This window comes from Sphingomonas sp. CFBP 13714 (assembly GCF_014842205.1).
GTDB lineage: Bacteria > Pseudomonadota > Alphaproteobacteria > Sphingomonadales > Sphingomonadaceae > Sphingomonas > Sphingomonas aerolata.
The window spans coordinates 1-16897 of record NZ_JACYVG010000002.1 but is presented as its reverse complement, the minus strand read 5'-3'; the positions used below and the strand labels follow the sequence as shown (position 1 = coordinate 16897).

21 protein-coding genes are annotated in these 16897 nt (G+C 64.7%); 12 read left to right on the top strand and 9 right to left on the bottom strand.

Annotation, left to right across the window (positions count from 1 at the left end; translation table 11 throughout):
* Window positions 1-58 precede the first annotated feature (58 nt).
* From IFT54_RS04345 to IFT54_RS04320, 6 genes are all read right to left on the bottom strand, one after another.
* A complete protein-coding gene (locus tag IFT54_RS04345) occupies window positions 59-310 on the bottom strand; it encodes a hypothetical protein (RefSeq protein WP_192069745.1) in 252 nt (83 codons plus the stop codon).
* Between the two features lie 24 nt (window positions 311-334).
* Entirely contained in the window at window positions 335-2287 is a 1953-nt protein-coding gene (locus IFT54_RS04340; RefSeq protein ID WP_192069744.1) for a hypothetical protein, read from the bottom strand.
* Between the two features lie 12 nt (window positions 2288-2299).
* Window positions 2300-2845, bottom strand: coding sequence for a phage tail protein I (locus IFT54_RS04335; protein ID WP_192069743.1), 546 nt, complete (start codon window positions 2843-2845; stop codon window positions 2300-2302).
* Window positions 2842-3741: a baseplate assembly protein gene (locus IFT54_RS04330; protein ID WP_192069742.1), complete on the bottom strand. Its 900-nt coding sequence runs from the start codon at window positions 3739-3741 to the stop codon at window positions 2842-2844. Before IFT54_RS04330 ends, IFT54_RS04335 begins: the two co-directional genes overlap by 4 nt.
* Window positions 3742-4573: 832 nt before the next feature.
* Window positions 4574-4828 carry a hypothetical protein gene (locus IFT54_RS04325; RefSeq protein ID WP_192069741.1) on the bottom strand — a complete coding sequence of 85 codons (255 nt, stop codon included), beginning with the start codon at window positions 4826-4828 and terminating at the stop codon, window positions 4574-4576.
* An 80-nt stretch (window positions 4829-4908) separates the two neighbouring features.
* Complete coding sequence (locus IFT54_RS04320) at window positions 4909-5169, bottom strand: hypothetical protein (protein WP_192069740.1); 261 nt, start codon at window positions 5167-5169, stop codon at window positions 4909-4911.
* Window positions 5170-5783: 614 nt separating this feature from the next.
* On the opposite strand from IFT54_RS04320, the gene IFT54_RS04315 reads away from it, so the two are divergent.
* A complete protein-coding gene (locus IFT54_RS04315) occupies window positions 5784-6404 on the top strand; it encodes a DJ-1/PfpI family protein (protein ID WP_192069739.1) in 621 nt (206 codons plus the stop codon).
* 102 nt (window positions 6405-6506) lie between these two features.
* Here IFT54_RS04315 and IFT54_RS04310 read toward each other — a convergent pair whose 3' ends face one another.
* From IFT54_RS04310 to IFT54_RS04300, 3 genes are all read right to left on the bottom strand, one after another.
* The gene (locus tag IFT54_RS04310; RefSeq protein WP_192069738.1) at window positions 6507-7313 is read right to left on the bottom strand and encodes a DNA adenine methylase; all 807 of its coding nucleotides are present in this window, start codon (window positions 7311-7313) and stop codon (window positions 6507-6509) included.
* 150 nt (window positions 7314-7463) lie between these two features.
* The gene (locus IFT54_RS04305; protein WP_192069737.1) at window positions 7464-8477 is read right to left on the bottom strand and encodes a phage portal protein; all 1014 of its coding nucleotides are present in this window, start codon (window positions 8475-8477) and stop codon (window positions 7464-7466) included.
* On the bottom strand, window positions 8477-10297 hold the full coding sequence (locus tag IFT54_RS04300; RefSeq protein ID WP_192069736.1) for a terminase large subunit domain-containing protein: 1821 nt from the start codon (window positions 10295-10297) through the stop codon (window positions 8477-8479). The genes IFT54_RS04305 and IFT54_RS04300 overlap by 1 nt, the downstream gene beginning before the upstream one ends.
* Before the next feature lie 171 nt (window positions 10298-10468).
* On the opposite strand from IFT54_RS04300, the gene IFT54_RS04295 reads away from it, so the two are divergent.
* The 11 genes from IFT54_RS04295 to IFT54_RS04245 all read left to right on the top strand — a co-directional run bounded on the left by IFT54_RS04295 (window position 10469) and on the right by IFT54_RS04245 (window position 16809).
* Entirely contained in the window at window positions 10469-11296 is an 828-nt protein-coding gene (locus IFT54_RS04295) for a GPO family capsid scaffolding protein (RefSeq protein WP_192069735.1), read from the top strand.
* A 45-nt stretch (window positions 11297-11341) separates the two neighbouring features.
* Window positions 11342-12412 (top strand): phage major capsid protein, P2 family, encoded by a 1071-nt coding sequence (locus IFT54_RS04290; RefSeq protein WP_192069734.1) that lies wholly within the window; start codon window positions 11342-11344, stop codon window positions 12410-12412.
* 94 nt (window positions 12413-12506) lie between these two features.
* A complete protein-coding gene (gene gpM, locus IFT54_RS04285; protein ID WP_244648605.1) occupies window positions 12507-13229 on the top strand; it encodes a phage terminase small subunit in 723 nt (240 codons plus the stop codon).
* 135 nt (window positions 13230-13364) lie between these two features.
* Entirely contained in the window at window positions 13365-13847 is a 483-nt protein-coding gene (locus tag IFT54_RS04280) for a head completion/stabilization protein (protein ID WP_342354759.1), read from the top strand.
* Window positions 13847-14062 carry a tail protein X gene (locus IFT54_RS04275; protein WP_192069732.1) on the top strand — a complete coding sequence of 72 codons (216 nt, stop codon included), beginning with the start codon at window positions 13847-13849 and terminating at the stop codon, window positions 14060-14062. Before IFT54_RS04280 ends, IFT54_RS04275 begins: the two co-directional genes overlap by 1 nt.
* A gap of 4 nt (window positions 14063-14066) precedes the next feature.
* Entirely contained in the window at window positions 14067-14420 is a 354-nt protein-coding gene (locus IFT54_RS04270; RefSeq protein ID WP_192069731.1) for a hypothetical protein, read from the top strand.
* Window positions 14420-14935, top strand: coding sequence for a lysozyme (locus tag IFT54_RS04265; RefSeq protein WP_192069730.1), 516 nt, complete (start codon window positions 14420-14422; stop codon window positions 14933-14935). The genes IFT54_RS04270 and IFT54_RS04265 overlap by 1 nt, the downstream gene beginning before the upstream one ends.
* A complete protein-coding gene (locus IFT54_RS04260) occupies window positions 14932-15396 on the top strand; it encodes a hypothetical protein (protein ID WP_192069729.1) in 465 nt (154 codons plus the stop codon). Before IFT54_RS04265 ends, IFT54_RS04260 begins: the two co-directional genes overlap by 4 nt.
* 16 nt (window positions 15397-15412) lie before the next feature.
* Window positions 15413-15643, top strand: coding sequence for a hypothetical protein (locus tag IFT54_RS04255; RefSeq protein ID WP_342354758.1), 231 nt, complete (start codon window positions 15413-15415; stop codon window positions 15641-15643).
* A gap of 216 nt (window positions 15644-15859) precedes the next feature.
* Window positions 15860-16354 (top strand): phage tail protein, encoded by a 495-nt coding sequence (locus IFT54_RS04250; RefSeq protein ID WP_192069727.1) that lies wholly within the window; start codon window positions 15860-15862, stop codon window positions 16352-16354.
* Entirely contained in the window at window positions 16351-16809 is a 459-nt protein-coding gene (locus IFT54_RS04245) for a phage virion morphogenesis protein (protein WP_192069726.1), read from the top strand. Before IFT54_RS04250 ends, IFT54_RS04245 begins: the two co-directional genes overlap by 4 nt.
* Window positions 16810-16897 lie beyond the last annotated feature (88 nt).

Below are 16897 nucleotides of genomic sequence, written 5' to 3'. Positions count from 1 at the left end.
GCAGCCTGCGCAGCGCGCGGTGTGGCGGGTGTGGAATACGATCCCACACCCCAAGGCCTCATCCGGCGGGCGTAGCGTCTGCTGCCGCCTCGGGCTCCACCTCGGGCAGGTTGACGATCACCCCAAGGCCGATCTTGACCGCGACCCCGCGCGCAACGTCGGCGACCCGATCGCGGGTGGCGGCAGCATCATAGGCGCCGCTTGCATCGTGGCAGGCGTTGACGGTGCGCGTATGCACGGTCTCGCCCTCGGTGAAAGTAACAGGGACGCCGCGCGTCGCCGGGTCGTATTTGCCGATTCTGGTCTTCATGGTCTTGCTACTCCTTATGGACGATCAAACGCCGCGGCTGTGCCAGCGGAAGGTGAGTGCCTCGGCGGAACTGTTGCGAACGGTGAAGCTGGTCGGCGGGGCGCCAGTGACGCTGCGGACGCCGATAGCGCCGGCTCCCGACCCGATCGGGACGCACCAGGCGGTATGCGCCACGGGTAGCGCGACCTCGACGAGTCCTCCCGATGGGACATCGACGACGCCCCAGCATTCCTTGGTGCCATCGGCGAGGACGCGGTAGCCGTTGAAGGCTGAGCTATAGGCTGTGACCCGGTCATATTCGCTGCCCTCGTGGCCATCGAGCAGATCGGCATCGAAGCCGGAACCAGCACCGTCGTTGCCAACATCCATCACCGCGTTGCCGCTGCGGGTGAGCGCTCCACCGATGTTCATCGCCCCGCCAACGCCGACCGCGCCGCCTTGCGGGTTGATGCTGATGTTCATGCCGTAAAGAACGAGATCCTTGAACACGCCCTTGCTGCGGTCATAGGGCTGAAGGATGCCGTTACCGCCGCTGTAGAGCAGCTCAAGGCCGACGCCCGCCGCGAACGATGCCGCGCCCTGAATGCGCGCGCCGGCATGGCCGGTCACCCCGGTAAATGAGCCCCCGGCGACCAGTGCGAAGTCTGTCGCCTCGCGCCCGTCCAGCAGATCGGCATCGAAGCCCGAGCCGGCGCCGTCATTGCCGACATCCAGGACCTTGTTATTGCCGCGGGTTAGCGCGCCGGCAACGTTCATCCCACCGGCCACGCCGACGGTCCCGCCCTGCGGCTCGAGCTTGATATTGGCGCCATAGATGACGAGCTCGCGGAACACGCCAGCCGTGCGATCAAAGGCCTGCAGATAGCCTGTGGTGTTGCCATAGAGTAGCTCGATCCCGGCGCCGTCCTGCGGGATGCCGGTGCCCTGCGCCCGGATATAATTCGCGCTCTCGACGATCGGGGCGCGGACCTTGCCGGTGTACGTGGCACCGCTCAGCAGCGCGAATTCGCCAGCCTCGCGCCCGTCGAGCAGATCGGCGTCGAGGCCAGATCCGGCCCCATCGTTCGCCTGGTCCCATACCCTGTTGCCCGAGCGCGTGATTGCGCCCGCGACGTTGAGGGCGCCGTTTATGGCCACCGGAGCGGTTAGCGCGATGGCGCTGCCATAGAACAGCAGATCGCCGAGCGTGTTGGTGCCACGATTATACGCCTGCACGATGCCCGTGGTGTTTGTGTAAAGCAGCTCCAGCCCGCGCCCCCCAACCGGCGGGGTCGATCCAAAGGCACGCAGATACGCGCCGCTTTCCAGAGAGGCCGCGGCCAGTGGCCCGGTGAAGGTCGCACCGGTGAGCAGCGCAAACTCCGCTGCATGGCGCCCATCGACCATGTCGGCGTCGAGACCAGAGCCAGCACCGTCAGCGCTCAGCAGACGCGCGAGGACGTTCGCCGCGGTGAAGATCGTCGCCATCGCCTTGGGGGTCAGGACTCGCATCGCGTCCGCCAGCCCCGCCGCCTCGGCATCGGTGGCCAGCTCGACAACGCCAGGGGTCTCGGTTGTAGCCGGCGGGTTGAGGAAATTCGCACTGCCGAACGTGATCTGGCTCGCGGCAACGTCCAGCAACGTCGCGTCGATCGCGAGCAACATCAGCGCACCCGCCGACTTTTCGATGATCGGGGCGGCCTGGCCGTATGCGGCGAACAAGGTGCCGTCTGCCAGATAGAGCGCGATGCTGCGCACGGTGTAAGTGTCGGTCGTCTCGTCGCGCACCACGATGTGGATGACATCGGCCGCTACCCCTGCGCCGGAGACCGTAGAGACCCGCTTGATTTCGCCAGGAAGCGCCGCGGTTCCAGCGCTGGCGACGATCGCGGTTGGCGAGACGCCAACGCTCGCGATCTGCACTGCATTGGTGCCGTCATGGGCGGCATTGATGAGGGCGGCGCGGCCGGCGTCCGTAATGCGCAAGGTGATCGACATGATCTCTCCGGGTCAGGCCGCAGGCGCGGTCATGGTAAGGCGGGCGAAAGTGGCGGGGCGTGCCGCGGCGATGGGCACGATGCCGGCGGTCGCGGTGAGCGCCTGGCTGAAGGTGAAGTGCGAGCGGACCGGCTTGGTCCGGTAGACCTCGGCGATCACGGCATCGACAAAGGTGGCATCCGCAGGCGCACCCTGGTCGTCGGTGACGTTGAGGACCAGGCTGAAGGTGTGTGGCACGCCGGGCGGCGTCATCTGCCACCATTCGCGCAGCGCCACGACGCCCCCGAACGAGGCAACGACGTCGCGCACGGAGGCGGACGTGCCCTTGCTGCGCTGGATCGTGAGCGCCTGCCGCACGCGGGCGCGCTTCACCGTTTCGGACCAGCCGCTCGACCAGCCGTCGATCGAGAGCGCCCAGGCGAGATAGGGCAACAGATCGACCGGGCAGGTGTTGGGATTCCACAGGGACCGCAGCGGCACCGCGACGTCGCCGATCCGTGCCATGCTTGTCTCGACCGCGCGCTCGAGCGCGGTTGCGTTGGGCGGTAGGAGCGTCATTCACCGAGCCCGACATGGACGACGGAGATCGCGGTGCACCAGCCAGCCTGGGTGCGATCGAGCACGATATCGGCGGCCGGGCTAGTCAGCACGACGTTCTGAACGCCCTCGGTGTGCAGTGCGCCGAAGATCCCCGACCGGGTGATGTCGCGGCCGAGGCGGTGAGAGTTGGCAATATAGGCGGCGAGCCGGTTGCGAGCCTCGACGATGACGATCGAACCATCGGGGCCGGCAAAGGTCGTGATTTGCGCGTCGACCGCATATTCGACAATTTCCGCCGAGCGGATCGTGACGCGATCGGTGAGCGGGCGGCGCGTTTCGGCCGACACATAGGCGAGCACCGTGTCGAGCAGGGCGGGCGACGCAGTGCCGTTCCCTTCGCGCGCGAGCACCGTCACCCGTACCTCGCCGGTCGCCGGACTGGTGGCGCTGGCGTCGAGTACGTCCGGCGACGCCGACAGCGCGTGGAAGATATACGCGCCCTCAGGTCCGGCAACCGAATAGCCCTCCGGTGCCAACACCAGGCGGCGCCGGAAGTCGTCGTCGCTTTCGAGGACCGCAGGGGCACCCGTTCCGGCGTTTGCGGGTGTGACGACGAGGCGGGAAACGCCCATCAGCGCGGCGAGGTTATCGAGATCCGCACCCAGAGCATAAGCCGGCATGACGGCTCGCGCGGCATCGTTCACCCGCGCGCGCAGCAGCATCTCGCGGTAGGCAGCGACCTGCAGCAGCTTGATGACGGGATCGGATTCGACCGTGGCATCGAACGCCGGCACGAGCGCCTGTAGCGCGGCGAGCATCTGGCCGTAGATCGTGTCGAAATCGAGGGTCTCGACGATAGTCGGCGCTGGCAGGCGCGACAGGTCGACAGCAGTGAAGGTTGACGGATCGGCCATCCGGCCATGTCGTCGGTTAGGTCAGGGCAGCGCTATCATGCTTGGGTGTGGGATGGGATTTCACACCCAGCCAGTATGTCCGTTATTGGTGGTTATGCGACGGTCCGCTTTCGTGCGTTAAATAGCCAAAACAAGACATCTCCTGCATGGCGTTTGCATTTGGTGCGGGTAATCTGCCCAGATGGACACCATTTCGTCACCCTCTCGCATTCGCCAGTGGACCCGCATTGTAACGCGCGCGGCGGTCTTAGTCCTTGCTGCCATTGGCCTCTGCTGGCTTGTCGGCGGGCCAATGCTGCGATTGCTGCTGGCTCCGGCTTATGATCGGCAGATCACAAAGCGCGTTTACTCGCCCAACCGTGCGGCAATCTCAGAAGTAGAAGTAACTAAAGGCGGTCTTGGAACCGTTTGGACTACTAGTGTTTACCTTCGACCGGTCGGCCAAGACGGATGGACCGTATATCAGACCAGAGACAGTGATTTCACTCCATCCATCAATTGGAAAGGTAATGATACTCTTGTCGTTGGATTGCCGTGCCAGCGATTCGATTATCTGTCTAACCCTGACGATTGGCCGCGTAGCAAGCCGGCCGAGCCTCGGCTCAAGGTTCGCTTCATATACATTCGGAACTGCGACGATCTCGCCAGCGGCACCATACAACGTCCGATTTAACGCAAGCAGTTGGACTGAAACAACGTCCAAGGATGAGCGCTTCCCGCCGGTCCTCTTTTTGGTTCTGCTTAGCCGCCAGTGAATGCCGCAACGTTGTGGAAAGTGGCCGTTCGCGATCCTCGTCTTCCAACTATGATCGATCGGATCAGGACATCATAGTCAGCCAAGAAATTTGCTCCATCGGTACGTCAGCAAGCCAACCACGGCGGCCAGAACCGGAAGGCCAAATATCAATGCGAAGAACTCAATCCGCTTGTTAGCAAGGCAGTCGGACACCTCTTGATGGTCGTGAGGCAGACACTCGCCCATCGTGCTGGTTAGCAGCACTGGCAGACCGATAAGCATCAGAAAGCCAGTAGCGAAGACCCAGCCTACAATTCGGTGAAAAGGATTTGGGTCGGGCGTCTTGGCCATCTCCTTCCATGTAGCCGATATTTGAATGTCCGTTAATGGGCGTAAGCGGAATGGCCGGAAGGGAAGGTTAGCGGACACGCCTATTCAGCAGACAGAACGTCTTTTAGCCAGATCAGGGTGCCTAGGGCATCGGTTCGGGCCTCCACTACGGTATCGAACAGACCGGAAAAGCGCGTCGGACTCCAGTACTCCATGATGCCCGCGTCAAACTCGCTAAGGTCTTCAGTAAAGAAGGTATCTTCGTCGTAAGTCACGAAGCCGTCCGAGCGTTGAAGCAGATGCCAACGCTTTTTGCCGTCCGTGCTGACTGCTGTTTGAATTATGACTGGCTCAGCATCCATCTCAGCCTTCTGCCACTCGCGGCGAATGTCCGCAATTGGGCGCTTCCCGCCGGGCTGCTTTTGGCGTCCGCTTTGTTGACCTCCAATGTCGCGAGTTGGTGGAAAGCGGAGGTTAGAGGATCATACCTTGGCGGTATGCGAGCTTTGCAGATCCACGCGGTTTCTCGCCGCGGCTCGTAACTTCGAGGCTAATCTGCGCTCGATCGATGCGCGTAAGAAGCACTCCAAGGCAGTCATACTTCCGCATATCATTTTCCGCGTCAGTTTCGACGTGGACCTCTAAACGATTTGGGTCGGGGCCGAAATTGCGAATGACTGCGTCTGTTCCATAAAAGCGTTGTATCGTTTGCTTAATAAACTCGACCTCGTTCTGAGACAGAGGCGATGGAGTTCTTGGACGCATTGGGGGTGATGCAACCGGCATATGCCTTGTTAGCAGACAAGCGAATGTCTGCAATTGGGCGGAAGCGGTCATTCGGCGCGATAAGCTCGAACGTTCGGGATCAGTAAGGGAATGGACCGGCCGCTTTTAGCGAGGAAGGGCTTATACCCGCCGTGTCATTTTCTCGGGTTCCAGCTACATCGGACGTTGAACATTTGCCGGGGAGGCGTTCATGCAAATTGCGGTTTTGACATTCGAAGGGTTCAACGAGCTCGACTCGTTTATCGCAGCAGGAATACTGAATCGGATGAGGGCACATGGCTGGACCGCGCACATGACCTCGCCGACCGATTCCGTAACGTCCATGAACGGCGTCACGGTCAAGCGTCAGAAACCCTTGGAGTTCGCTGCCGAAGCGGATGCCGTGATAATTGGAAGCGGGATCAGGAGCCGCGAAATCGCGACTGATAATGACCTGCTGTCCCGGATCACCCTTGATCCATCCCGCCAACTGATTGGCGCGCAGTGTTCGGGCACCCTCTTGCTCGCAAAGCTGGGCTTGATTGGCGATCTTCCTGCCTGCACCGACCTGACAACCAAGCCCTGGGTGATCGAGGCGGGCGTCGAGGTGATCGATGCTCCCTTTGTCGCACACGGCAACGTGGCGACGGCCGGAGGCTGTATGGCCTCACAATACCTGGCGGCGTGGATAATCGCCCGTGGCGCTTCGCTGCGCGATGCTGAGGAAGCGATGCACTACGTCGCACCGGTAGGCGAAAAGACACTTTACGTTGAACAGGCCATGAGAGTTGTCGCGCCTTTTATCGCGCCGGCAGCCTCTATCGCCGCTTAAACACGACGCGGTGGCTGGCGCCTTCCCGGTGCCGTCCATCACGTCGGAATGGAAATTTTTGGTGGGAAGCAGCGGGGCAGCGTAAACACCGCCCCGAAGCCTTCACCTCAAGGCCACGTTTGACACGATCAACTCGCCCGCGCGTCGCGCGGCGCCGGCCCCGACCGTATACATTGTCTCGGCCGTGGCGACATGGAACCGCGCGAACGTCGCCCGCGCGCCCGGCGTGTCGTTGATCGACAGGATGAAGCGGCCCTTGATCCCGGCCAGCTGGTCAGCAAGCTGGTCGAAGTCGGCACGGCCAAACACGTCCTGGCCGTAATCCGTCTCGCAGCCCCAATAGGGTGGGTCGAGGTAGAACAGCATGCCGGCGCGGTCATAGCGCCGGATGAAGTCGGCATAGCCGAGCTGCTCGATCACGACGCCGGCCAGGCGCTCGTGGATGTCCGCCAGCAACGGCTCGAGCTTGGTGACGTTGAACCGGGCGCCTTGAGTCTTGTCGACGCCGAAGTGCCGGCCGTTCACCCGTCCCCCGAACGCCAGCCGCTGGAGGTAGAGGAAGCGGCAGGCGCGCTCGAGGTCGGTCAGCGCCTCGGGCGGCGTCGCCTTCAGCCGTTCGAACTCGGCGCGCGACGCTACGCGGAAGCGCAGCATGTCGATCATGTAGGGATAGTGGCGTTGCAGCACGCGGAAGAAGGTCACGACGTCGCCCGACACGTCGTTGATCACCTCGACCTTCGGCCGCGACCGGCGCCGCAGGAAGATGCCGCCCATGCCAACGAACGGCTCAGCATAGCCGTCATGGTCGACGCGCTCGATCATCGCGACCAGGCGCGACGCCAGATTGCGCTTGCCGCCGATATAGCCCGCCGCAGGTGCGACGGGCTGAACGGAATTGAGGGTGTACATGTTGGATTTCCTCGCCTTGTAGAGATCCCGCCCGCGCAGATCGCGCGGGTGCGGGACGGCCGATGGCCGTTGGTCGTGGCGAGACAGATCCTCGTCGGTGTGCCGGGTTGCAGCCCGGCATCCCCCGCCCGGCTATGCCGGACGCGAAAGCTATTTTGCCGGCGCGGTGACGCGCGGCGTGAACCGGACGGCGTCAAAGCCGAGCCGGTCGTTGATCTCGAGAAACGCCATCTGCAGCGGCACGATCTCAAGCTCGAAGAACATGTCGACCGCCTCGCTGATCTTGCCGAGCTGGGACCCTTGCGCCGGCACGATCCCCAGCACCGAGGGCGGCGTGCGGTGTGCGGCGAGCACGTCGTCGCGCGTCGCGTTCTTGATCCCGAGAAACTCGTCCTTGGCACCAACTTCGGCGATCGGCAGGATCTTGATGCTGCCCTCCTTGCCGCCCGGCGCATGGACGAACAGGTTCTTGAAGTTGCCGGGGCCCTTCGAGTTCTTCAGCGCGTCGCGCAGCTCGTCGGTGTCGTTCTCGTCGATGTCGCCGGTGGCGTAGAGGATGTAGCCGGCATGGCTGCCGTTCAGATAATAGCGACGCCGGAACAGCGTCGCCGCCTCGTTGAGCAATGCCGACTGCAGCGCGCTGAGATATTCGGGCACGCCGTAGATCTCCTGGTTGATGTCGGGCTGCATGATCTGGATGACGCTGCCCGGCTTGAACGGCGTCGCCGCGGCAATACCCGGCGACCAGAAGAACTCGCCATCGACCAGCCCGCGCCGGGTGTATTTCGCCAGGCTATGGTCGAGCCGCAGTGCCCCACCAATCACGCTGTCGCGGCGTTCGAGATAGGCGTTTCCGAAGACGAGATAATCCTGCACCGCACGGCCGAACGCCGAGCGCGACAGGATCGGAGTCGCGCCGGCGCCGCGCATGACCGGATCGAATGACGCAACGACCAGATTGCGCTTGAGCATGATCGCCGAGCTGTGATGCGGCGATACGCGGAACGCGCGCGCCAGCCCGTCGAGCGACAGGGGCGGCTCATACCAGCGGTCGGTGCGGTAGCATTCGACCATGTCCATGATCTCGCGTCGGCTGAGCACGGGTTCGGGATCCCCGAACGAAAAGGCGGTCGCCTTGCCGGCGCGTGCGGGCCGCTGGTCCATCAGAATATCTCCATTCGTGTTTTCGGGCGCGCCTGGCCGTCGAGGGGTTCGTTGATGAAAATGTGCATCGCCGCCCAGGCGAGGTCGGCATGGCCGACGGACTCGGTGCGGCTCGCCTTGAAGGTGACGCTCTTGCCACTCTGGGTCAGCGCCTTCTTGATCGACAGGAAGGCCGACTGCAGGTCGATCCAGCCGCGGTCATATTCGATGCGCTGGCGGGCAAAGCTGTGCTGCGCCTTCATGACCAGCCCGGTCTTCACCTCGAGCGAATATTCGATCGCGACGACGCCGCGGACCTTCGCGTCGCGCAGCAGCTGATAGACCGCCGCGCCGACACCCTTCTTGTCGATCCCGAGATAGGTACAGTTGTACCGCGCCAGCCGCGCCTTCACGAACTCGGCCTGCGCCTGAAAGTCACCCTTGATCTGGTGGCGCTCGAGCAGGCGGAACTTGCCGGTCGGGCCTTCGGGTGGCAGCGCGATCACCAACGCGGCATTGTCGCCGTCGACGCTCTCCTGCGGATCATAACCGGCCCAGACCTCACGGTTGCCGACCGGCCGCTTCGCCAGCATGTCGACATCGGGCCAGTCGACCATCGCGTCGACGCCGCAGCGCTGCAGCTCGTTGAACTTGAACGCCGACAGGCTGTCGTCGACGAACCCGCACATGAGCAGGTTGGCGAATTCGTCGGGCGCATATTCGATGCGCAGCTCGTCGATATTGAACAGGTCGCAGCCACGCGCGGCCGCGTCCTCGATGGTCACGATCTGCCGCCAGATCTGATCCTCGCACACCACGCCGGCCTGCAGCCGGGCATGGCCGACATCGATCTCGATGCGGTCGGCCTTCTTCACCCGCCGGTTGCGCCGTTCGCCCGTCCAATAGGGGTGCGCCTGGTGCGCGATCGTCGACGGCGTCGAGAAATAGGTGCGGCGCCAGCGCTTGTGCATCGCCATCGCGCTGGCGACCTTGTTCAGCTCTTCGAAACCGTAGGTCCAGAAGAACTCGTCGAAATAGAAATTGCCGTGATAACCCTGCGCGGTGCGCGCGTTCGTGCCGAGGAAGATCAGCTCGGCCGCGGGCTCGCCGTCGGGGATCGTATCGGCGGTCAGCACGATCGGATCGCCCTGCAGCTTCACGCCGACGCGCGCGGCAAACTGGACGATGTAGTTGCGGAAGATGTGCGCCTGGTTCTTCGACGCTGACAGGAAGATTTGGTTGCCGCCCCCGCGTAGCGCGTCGAGCAGCGCCTCGCGGGCAAAATACCAGGTCGCGCCGATCTGGCGGGATTTCAGGATCATGCGGGTGCGCTGATCCTTCGCCCCCCACCAGTCCTTCTGATAGCCGAACAACTCGTCATGGAAGAGCTGCTCGAGCCGTTCGACCTGCTCGGTGGTGAAGTGGTTCCTTGGCTTGCCCGCCTTGCGCTCTCCGGCGTTGCGGTTGGCGACCTTCTCGTTGAGGTCGCCCTCGTGACCGCCGGGCGCTTCGAAGCGGCGGACGCGCGCGCCGGCAACGACCGCGCGCATCAGCAGGTCAATCTCCTTGAAGTCACCGCCCGTCTTCGCGTCCTTGGCGATCAGCGTGTTGAGCCGGCATTCTAGCGCATCCTCGATCTTCGACAGCGAGGGCGCCTCGTCCCATTTGCGGCGCTGTTTCCACGCCTCGACCGTCGGGCGTTTCAGCCCCAGCTCGTCGGCGATCTGCGTCACGCCCCAGCCGCGCCAGTAGAGGCTGCGCGCCTGGCGCTCGGCGTCGATCGGAATCGGCATCGTCGTTGGCGGCAACGGCATGCCGGTATCTGCGGGGAGCTTGTCCATGTCGCGGCGGACCTTGCCGCGCGATCATGCCGCTCCGCACGGCGTCTAGAGTGTGGAATGCGATCCCACACCTCCACGCGCTTGAGAGATGACCCGGTTTCGGTCCCTTTGCGGCTTCCAGATGCCGCCTGACGCGGCCCACCGATAGCGAACCCCGAGGGACCGACCGCCATGGGCACCAAGAGCAAGTTCTTCCGCGCCTTCGTCGAAGGCCAGACCATCAGCGACGGCCGGAAGATCGATGCCGACTGGATCGACGAGATCGCCGAGACCTTCGACACCGCCACCTATACGCCGCGCATCAATGTCGAGCATCTCGCCGGCTACAGCCCGGAACCCCCGTTCAACGGATACGGCGACGTCGTCGCGGTGCGCGTGCAAACCGACGACATCGCGATCGCGGGCAAGACAGAGCAGCGCCGCGCGCTCTATTGCCAGGTCGACGGCAACGACCAGCTCGTCGCGCTCGTCGCAAACAACCAGAAGCCGTTCCCCTCGGTCGAGCTGACCGACAGCTATGCCGGCTGCGGCAAGGTCGGGCTGCTCGGCCTTGCCTTCACCGACAAGCCCGCCTCGATCGGCACGCAGGCGCTGCAATTCTCGCGCACCGCGCCGGGCTCGCTGTTCGCGCCAGGCGCGGACGCCGTCGCGCTCGAATTCGAAACGCCGCCATCGGATCCCGCCAAGGTGGAGGGCGCCGTCGCTGGCTTCTTCTCGGCACTCGCCGCCCGGCTGAAGGGTGAGCCCGAGAAGCCCGCAACGCCTGCCGCGCCCCCGGTCGCCGCCAATGACAATTTCGATCCGGCCGCTTTCTCGACAGATATCGGCCAGGCGGTCGCCGCGTCGATCGCGGCTGCGCTGAAGCCCGTCACCGACGCACACACCGCGCTGCAGGGCGAGTTTTCGGCGCTGCACGCCAAGCTCGAAGCGACGCCCGAACCCGGCTTCAGCCGGGCGCCCGCCAATGGCGGCAGCGGCGAGCCCGTCACTGACTGCTGACGCCCCCCGTCCGACCCGAACAGAATCGCCCCAGGAGCCGCCCCCATGCGCAACGAAACTCGCCTCAAGTTCAACGCCTACACCACGCAGATCGGCAAGCTGAACGCCGTCGAGGATCCCAGCCGCTCGTTCACCGTTGCGCCCGCGGTCGCGCAGACGCTGCGCGGCAAGATCCAGCAGTCGAGTGCGTTCCTGACCAGCATCAACATCATCCCGGTCGTCGCGCAGGAAGGCGACAAGGTCGGCGTTGGCGTGAAGGGCACGATCGCCAGCCGCACCGACACGCGGATCCACGACCGCCAACCGCGCTACCCGGGCGATCTCGACGAGACGCGTTACCGGTGCGAGAAGACCGACTTCGACACGCTGATCCGCTACGAAACGCTGGACGCATGGGCGCACCAGCCGAACTTCCAGCCGCTGATTCGTGACGCGATCGTCCGGGCCAAGGCGCTCGACATCATCACCATCGGCTTCAACGGCGTGAAGGTGGCGGTCGAAACCGATCCGAACACGTATCCTTTGCTGCAGGACGTCAATATCGGCTGGCTGCAGCACATCCGCCTCGATGCGCCGGCGCGCGTGCTGAGCGAGGGCGACCTTTCGCCCGCCACCAGCGTCAACGGCGTCGTCACCGTCGCAGGCGCGATCTATGTCGGCGCGGGCGAGGTCGGCACCGAGGTCGACTTCGTCAATGTCGACGCGCTGATCTACGATGCGATCGAGCTGCTCGACGAAAATTACCGCGACGATACCGACCTGGTCGTGATCGTCGGCCGCGATCTCGTACACGACAAGTATTTCTCGATCGTCAATGCGGCCGGCGACAAGGCGACCGAACAGCTCGCCCGCGACGTCCTGCTCTCCGACAAAAAGCTGGGCGGCCTGCAGGCGGTCCGCGTGCCGAAGTTTCCGAAGAACGCGCTGCTGATCACCACGCTCGCCAACCTGTCGGTCTACGAACAGATCGGCAGCGAGCGACGCAAGATCGAGGACAACGCGAAGCGCGACCAGATCGAGAATTACGAGAGCGTCAATCAGGCCTTTGTCGTCGAGGACATGGGCAAGGTCGCGCTCGTCGAGAACATCATCATGGGCAAAAAGCCGGCCGCGTAAGCGCCGGCCCATCGCCCCACCAGTTAGCCCGCTCTCCACAGGACATGCCATGAGCCTTGCTCGCAAGCACCGGGACCGTATTCTCGCATCCCAGATGGCATCGGCTCCTGCCCTGGGGAGCGGGTTATCCTCTCCTGCCTCCGACGCCGGTACGCCCGCCGAGCGCGCAGCCGCATCGATCGCGATGCGGCTGCAGCACGATCTGCGCCGGCTGAAGGAGATCCAGTCGATCGCTCGCCGCATCGACGTGAAGCGCGAGATGCTGCCCGCCTATACCGACTGGGTTGCCGGCCTGCTCGACGGCGGGCGCACCGCCGGCGCCGGCATCGCCGAAGACGTGCTGCCGACCGTGATGGTCTGGCTGATCGACACCGGCGACTATGCCCGTGCCCTGCTGCTCGCCGAACACGTCATCACCTATGATGTGCCGCTGCCGTCGCGCTACGAACGCTCGGCCGCAGCGCTGATCGTCGAGGAGATCGCCGACGCGGCGATCCGCGCGCAGACTGCCAAGGCGCCGTTCCCGCTCGACGTGCTCGAGAACGTCGCTGAGCTGACTGCCGACGCGGACATGCACGACCAGGTGCGCGCCAAGCTTCACAAGGCGATCGGCACCGAGCTGGCGCGTGCGGCCGACGCGATCGACCCAACCAAGCCGGAATTTGCCGCGCTCGCGCAGCGCGCGCTCGACCCGCTTCGCCGTGCGGTCGCGCTGCACGACCGGGTCGGCGTCGCTGGCCAGATCAAGCGGCTCGAGCGCGCGCTGGCGCCGCCAAAGCCGACCACGAAACCCGCCGGCACCGCGCCGGCGACCTAAGCTCGCCCCCGGCGCTCGGGGGCGGATCATGCGGGATGGGAGGGCGCCACGGCGCTGAGGGCCATCGTCCGATCTGATCCCCACCCCCGAAAACACGAAGGACCGCACGATGCCCGCCAGAATCGTATTTGTCGCGTGACCGGCTTCAGCTGCACGCCATCGCTGATGCCGGCGCCGGTCGTGTCGACCGAGGCGCCGATCCGTAATGACGGCTGGTTCCCCGACATCGACCCGGCCGAGCTGCGCGCCGCGCGGCGCATTCGCGAGGTCATCACCCCCGAACGCCTGAAGCTCGCCGTCACCGGCGCGATGATCACCGTCGGCAACCAGCTCGCCGTGTGGCAGGCCGCGCATATGCTTGCCGGCATCGCGGATCTCGCCGCGGTGCCGTCACGCAAGCTGGACGATACCAGCCGCCTCGTCCTCCTCTACACCCGTGCAATCGGCGCCTATGCCAAGGCCGAGCTGGTCGAGGCGTACCGCGACACGGATCTGACGGGACAGGGTCAGCACGACGCCGAAACCGTCGAACCGTCGATCGTCGAGCTGCGCCGCGATGCGATCCACGCGATCCGCGACATGCTCGCCCGCCCGCGGCTGCGCGCCGAGCTGATCTGATGGCCGATGTCCTCACCGCAAAGCAGGGCGACACGCTCGACGAGCTGATCTGGCGCGAGCGCGCCCTAGGTGCGCCCGACATCGGCCGCGTCCTCGCGCTCAACCCGGGCATCGCCGACGTCGGTGTGGTCCTGCCGCTCGGCACCCGCGTGACGATGCCCGCCAGCATGGCGCCGGCTGCGCGGACGCTCCCGCTTATCCAGCTCTGGGACTGACCGCATGAAGGATTTTCTCCACGATTTCGGGATCGGGCTGTGGGCGTTCGTCGTCAGCCTCATCCCTGCCGGCCTCGGGTCGATCGTCAGCCTGCTGGTCGAGAGCGGCCTCACATGGGGGCAGCGCATCGCGCAGGTCTGGGTCGGGATCGTCGTCAGCTATTTCGTCACCAACGCGGCCGGCGCGCTCTTCGGCATGCACCCGTTCGTATCGCAGGCGATCGGCTTCCTCGTCGCAATGGTCGCCTTCAAGGGCGCGCCCGGCTTCATCGCCGGCTGCAGCGCCGTCCTCGCCGAACTTCCCGGCAAGCTCAGCGAGCGGCTGCTCGCGCTCATTCCGCGAAAGGACTCCAAGTGATGCCACAGCCCGATAAGGGATCGTCCGCGCCTGTGAAGCGCAAGACGCTGATCGGCGTCATTGGCGCGGCAGCCGCGCTGATCGTCACGCCGTTCGTGTCGGGCTGGGAGTCGGGCGGCACGCCGCGGCTCGTCGCGTACCAGGACATCGTCAAGGTCTGGACGATCTGCGGCGGTGAGACGCTCGGCGTGAAGCCCGGCATGGTCGAGACGATCGAGGGCTGCGCGCTTCGCGAAGAGGCCGCGCTCATTCGTCATGCCGAGCCGGTTCTCGCCTGTACGCCTAACCTGCGCACCCATCCCAACCAGCTCTCGGCTGCGATCAGCCTCGCCTACAACATCGGCACGGGTGGCTATTGCGGATCCACCGTCGCGCGGCGCTTCAACGCGCGCGACTGGCGGGGCGCGTGCGACGCCTTCCTGATGTGGAACCGGGCGGGCGGGCAGGTCGTGCGCGGCCTCGATCGCCGACGCCGCGCCGAGCGCGACCTCTGCCTGAAGGAGCTGCCCCGATGATCCGCGCCCTCTTTGCCAAGGTGAAGGCCGAGGCCTTCTTCCTCGTGCTGCTCGCCGTCGCGGCGGTCGGCGCCTGGCTGTACGTCCAGTACCGCCAGGTCAGCGCCGACCGCGACGATCTGCAGCACCGCGCCGAGCTGATCTGCGCAGGGTCGGGCACCGACTTTGCCGCGATCGGAAAGACGGCGCGCGGCGTGCACTGCGCGCAGACCGTCGCCGGCCTCGTCAAGTTCAAGGGCGACAGCGACCAGCTCGCTGCTGCCACGCTCGCCCAGGCGATGGCCGATCACGATGCCCGACAAAACAACGACACCCGCGCCGCGCGCGCTGCTGCCGAGGCAGCGAGCTCGGCCGCACAACGAATGGAGATGGCAGATGCGCAAGCTGAACGGACGAACCTTGTCGATCGTGACTGGTTTCGCGCTGTCAACGGCGTTGCCGGCCTGCGGGCGGCACGCTGAGGCGCCGCCCGCGGTCGTGTCGACGCCGATCGCCGTCAAGGTGAAGGACACACCGCCCGCCGAGCTGCTGCGGTGCGCCAATCGCCCCGAGGGTCTGCCCGAAGATCCGGCGCTGATCGCGCAGATCCCGACGCGGATCCGCGCCGGGATCATCCGCCTCGCGCGATCCTTCGCCGCCAACGCTGATCACCTCGACCGCCTCATCAACTGGAGCACGCCCGCCGCGTGCCCCTCGCCAAAAGGATGAGACATTGGCCGGTACCCGCCACGTCCACCGCGCACGATCGCCGTAAATCACCCTCTGGTGAGCTTCATGACCAATTCCGAAACCAACACGAAAGGAGGTGATCCCATGCGTTATTGGCCCGTTGGCAAACCCATCCGTTAATTGATGCGCCCGGTTCGCAAGAGCCGGGCGACATCGTCTCGCAATGCAATACACCCTTGAGACGAAGGACGTTCGTTGAAGAAGCCGGAAAGCCTGCGGCAGACGCTACAGATGTTCGTGCCCGCGCTTGCGGCGGATCCGTCCAGATTGTCGATCTTCGTCGACAAGGGACGGATCGCGGCGGGTGCGGGATCGCTCAGCCTCGAATATCGCTACACCGCCAATATCGTCGTGCAGGATTACGCCGGCGACGTGGACGATCTCATGGTGCCGATCCTCGCGTGGATAGCCCAGCATCAGCCCGACCTGTTGCAGCACACCGATCAGGAGCCATTTCGCTTCGAGTCCGAGCTGCTCGACGCGGAGACCGCCGACGTGTCGATCTTTATCGACCTCGACGAAGCCGTGCGCGTGTCCGCCAAAGAAGGCGGCGGTTTCATCGCCGAGCGCACAGAGCCTGCAGGTGATCCTGACAGCTTCGGAATTAGATGCGTACCCTTGTGGCAGCTTCTCATGGGTGACCAAGTCGTGGCGCAGACCAACGACCCGCGCTTCGTGGCCAATCAGTGAGCGACTTCGCCGACATTGAGGCGCTCGCAGGCGCGCTGCTGCGCCGTGTCGATGCCGGCGAACGCAGCAAGATCCTGCGTGTCATGGCGCGCACGCTCCGGAACAGCCAGGCGGCACGCATCACGCGTCAGCAGGATCCGGACGGCCAGCCTTTCGCCGCGCGTAAGGCGCAGCCCCTTGGTCGGCTGCGGCGAGGCGGGACGATCAAGCGCGAAGCCATGTTCCGCAAACTGCGCAATACGACCAACCTGCAGGCAGGGTCGACCGACACCGAGGCGTGGGTCGGGTTCAGCGGGCGTGCCGCCCGAATCGCACGCGTGCATCAAGAGGGGCTGGAAGATGCACCCGCGAAGGGTGCGAAGCCGGTCCGATACGCGCGACGCATGCTGCTCGGCGACACGGACGCGGAGCGTCAGGCGCTGCTCGACATCCTGTTTACGCATGTAACGGACTAGGTCGTGAACCAACAAAAGCGAATGACCGCTTTCGCCCAATTGCAGACGCTCAAAAGCGACTAGCAATTTCCCGATTGCTGCCTTTAGA

Excerpts from the sequence above, each read along its gene's own strand:
- IFT54_RS04275 (WP_192069732.1), top strand. The coding sequence starts at position 13,847 with ATGGCCGATGTCCTCACCGCAAAGCAGGGCGACACGCTCGACGAGCTG.
- IFT54_RS04340 (WP_192069744.1), bottom strand. The coding sequence starts at position 2,287 with ATGTCGATCACCTTGCGCATTACGGACGCCGGCCGCGCCGCCCTCATC.
- IFT54_RS04265 (WP_192069730.1), top strand. The coding sequence starts at position 14,420 with ATGCCACAGCCCGATAAGGGATCGTCCGCGCCTGTGAAGCGCAAGACG.
- IFT54_RS04330 (WP_192069742.1), bottom strand. The coding sequence starts at position 3,741 with ATGGCCGATCCGTCAACCTTCACTGCTGTCGACCTGTCGCGCCTGCCA.
- IFT54_RS04320 (WP_192069740.1), bottom strand. The coding sequence starts at position 5,169 with ATGGATGCTGAGCCAGTCATAATTCAAACAGCAGTCAGCACGGACGGC.
- IFT54_RS04315 (WP_192069739.1), top strand. The coding sequence starts at position 5,784 with ATGCAAATTGCGGTTTTGACATTCGAAGGGTTCAACGAGCTCGACTCG.
- IFT54_RS04335 (WP_192069743.1), bottom strand. The coding sequence starts at position 2,845 with ATGACGCTCCTACCGCCCAACGCAACCGCGCTCGAGCGCGCGGTCGAG.
- gpM (WP_244648605.1), top strand. The coding sequence starts at position 12,507 with ATGGCATCGGCTCCTGCCCTGGGGAGCGGGTTATCCTCTCCTGCCTCC.
- IFT54_RS04270 (WP_192069731.1), top strand. The coding sequence starts at position 14,067 with ATGAAGGATTTTCTCCACGATTTCGGGATCGGGCTGTGGGCGTTCGTC.
- IFT54_RS04300 (WP_192069736.1), bottom strand. The coding sequence starts at position 10,297 with ATGGACAAGCTCCCCGCAGATACCGGCATGCCGTTGCCGCCAACGACG.
- IFT54_RS04295 (WP_192069735.1), top strand. The coding sequence starts at position 10,469 with ATGGGCACCAAGAGCAAGTTCTTCCGCGCCTTCGTCGAAGGCCAGACC.
- IFT54_RS04290 (WP_192069734.1), top strand. The coding sequence starts at position 11,342 with ATGCGCAACGAAACTCGCCTCAAGTTCAACGCCTACACCACGCAGATC.
- IFT54_RS04310 (WP_192069738.1), bottom strand. The coding sequence starts at position 7,313 with ATGTACACCCTCAATTCCGTTCAGCCCGTCGCACCTGCGGCGGGCTAT.
- IFT54_RS04325 (WP_192069741.1), bottom strand. The coding sequence starts at position 4,828 with ATGGCCAAGACGCCCGACCCAAATCCTTTTCACCGAATTGTAGGCTGG.
- IFT54_RS04260 (WP_192069729.1), top strand. The coding sequence starts at position 14,932 with ATGATCCGCGCCCTCTTTGCCAAGGTGAAGGCCGAGGCCTTCTTCCTC.
- IFT54_RS04345 (WP_192069745.1), bottom strand. The coding sequence starts at position 310 with ATGAAGACCAGAATCGGCAAATACGACCCGGCGACGCGCGGCGTCCCT.
- IFT54_RS04305 (WP_192069737.1), bottom strand. The coding sequence starts at position 8,477 with ATGGACCAGCGGCCCGCACGCGCCGGCAAGGCGACCGCCTTTTCGTTC.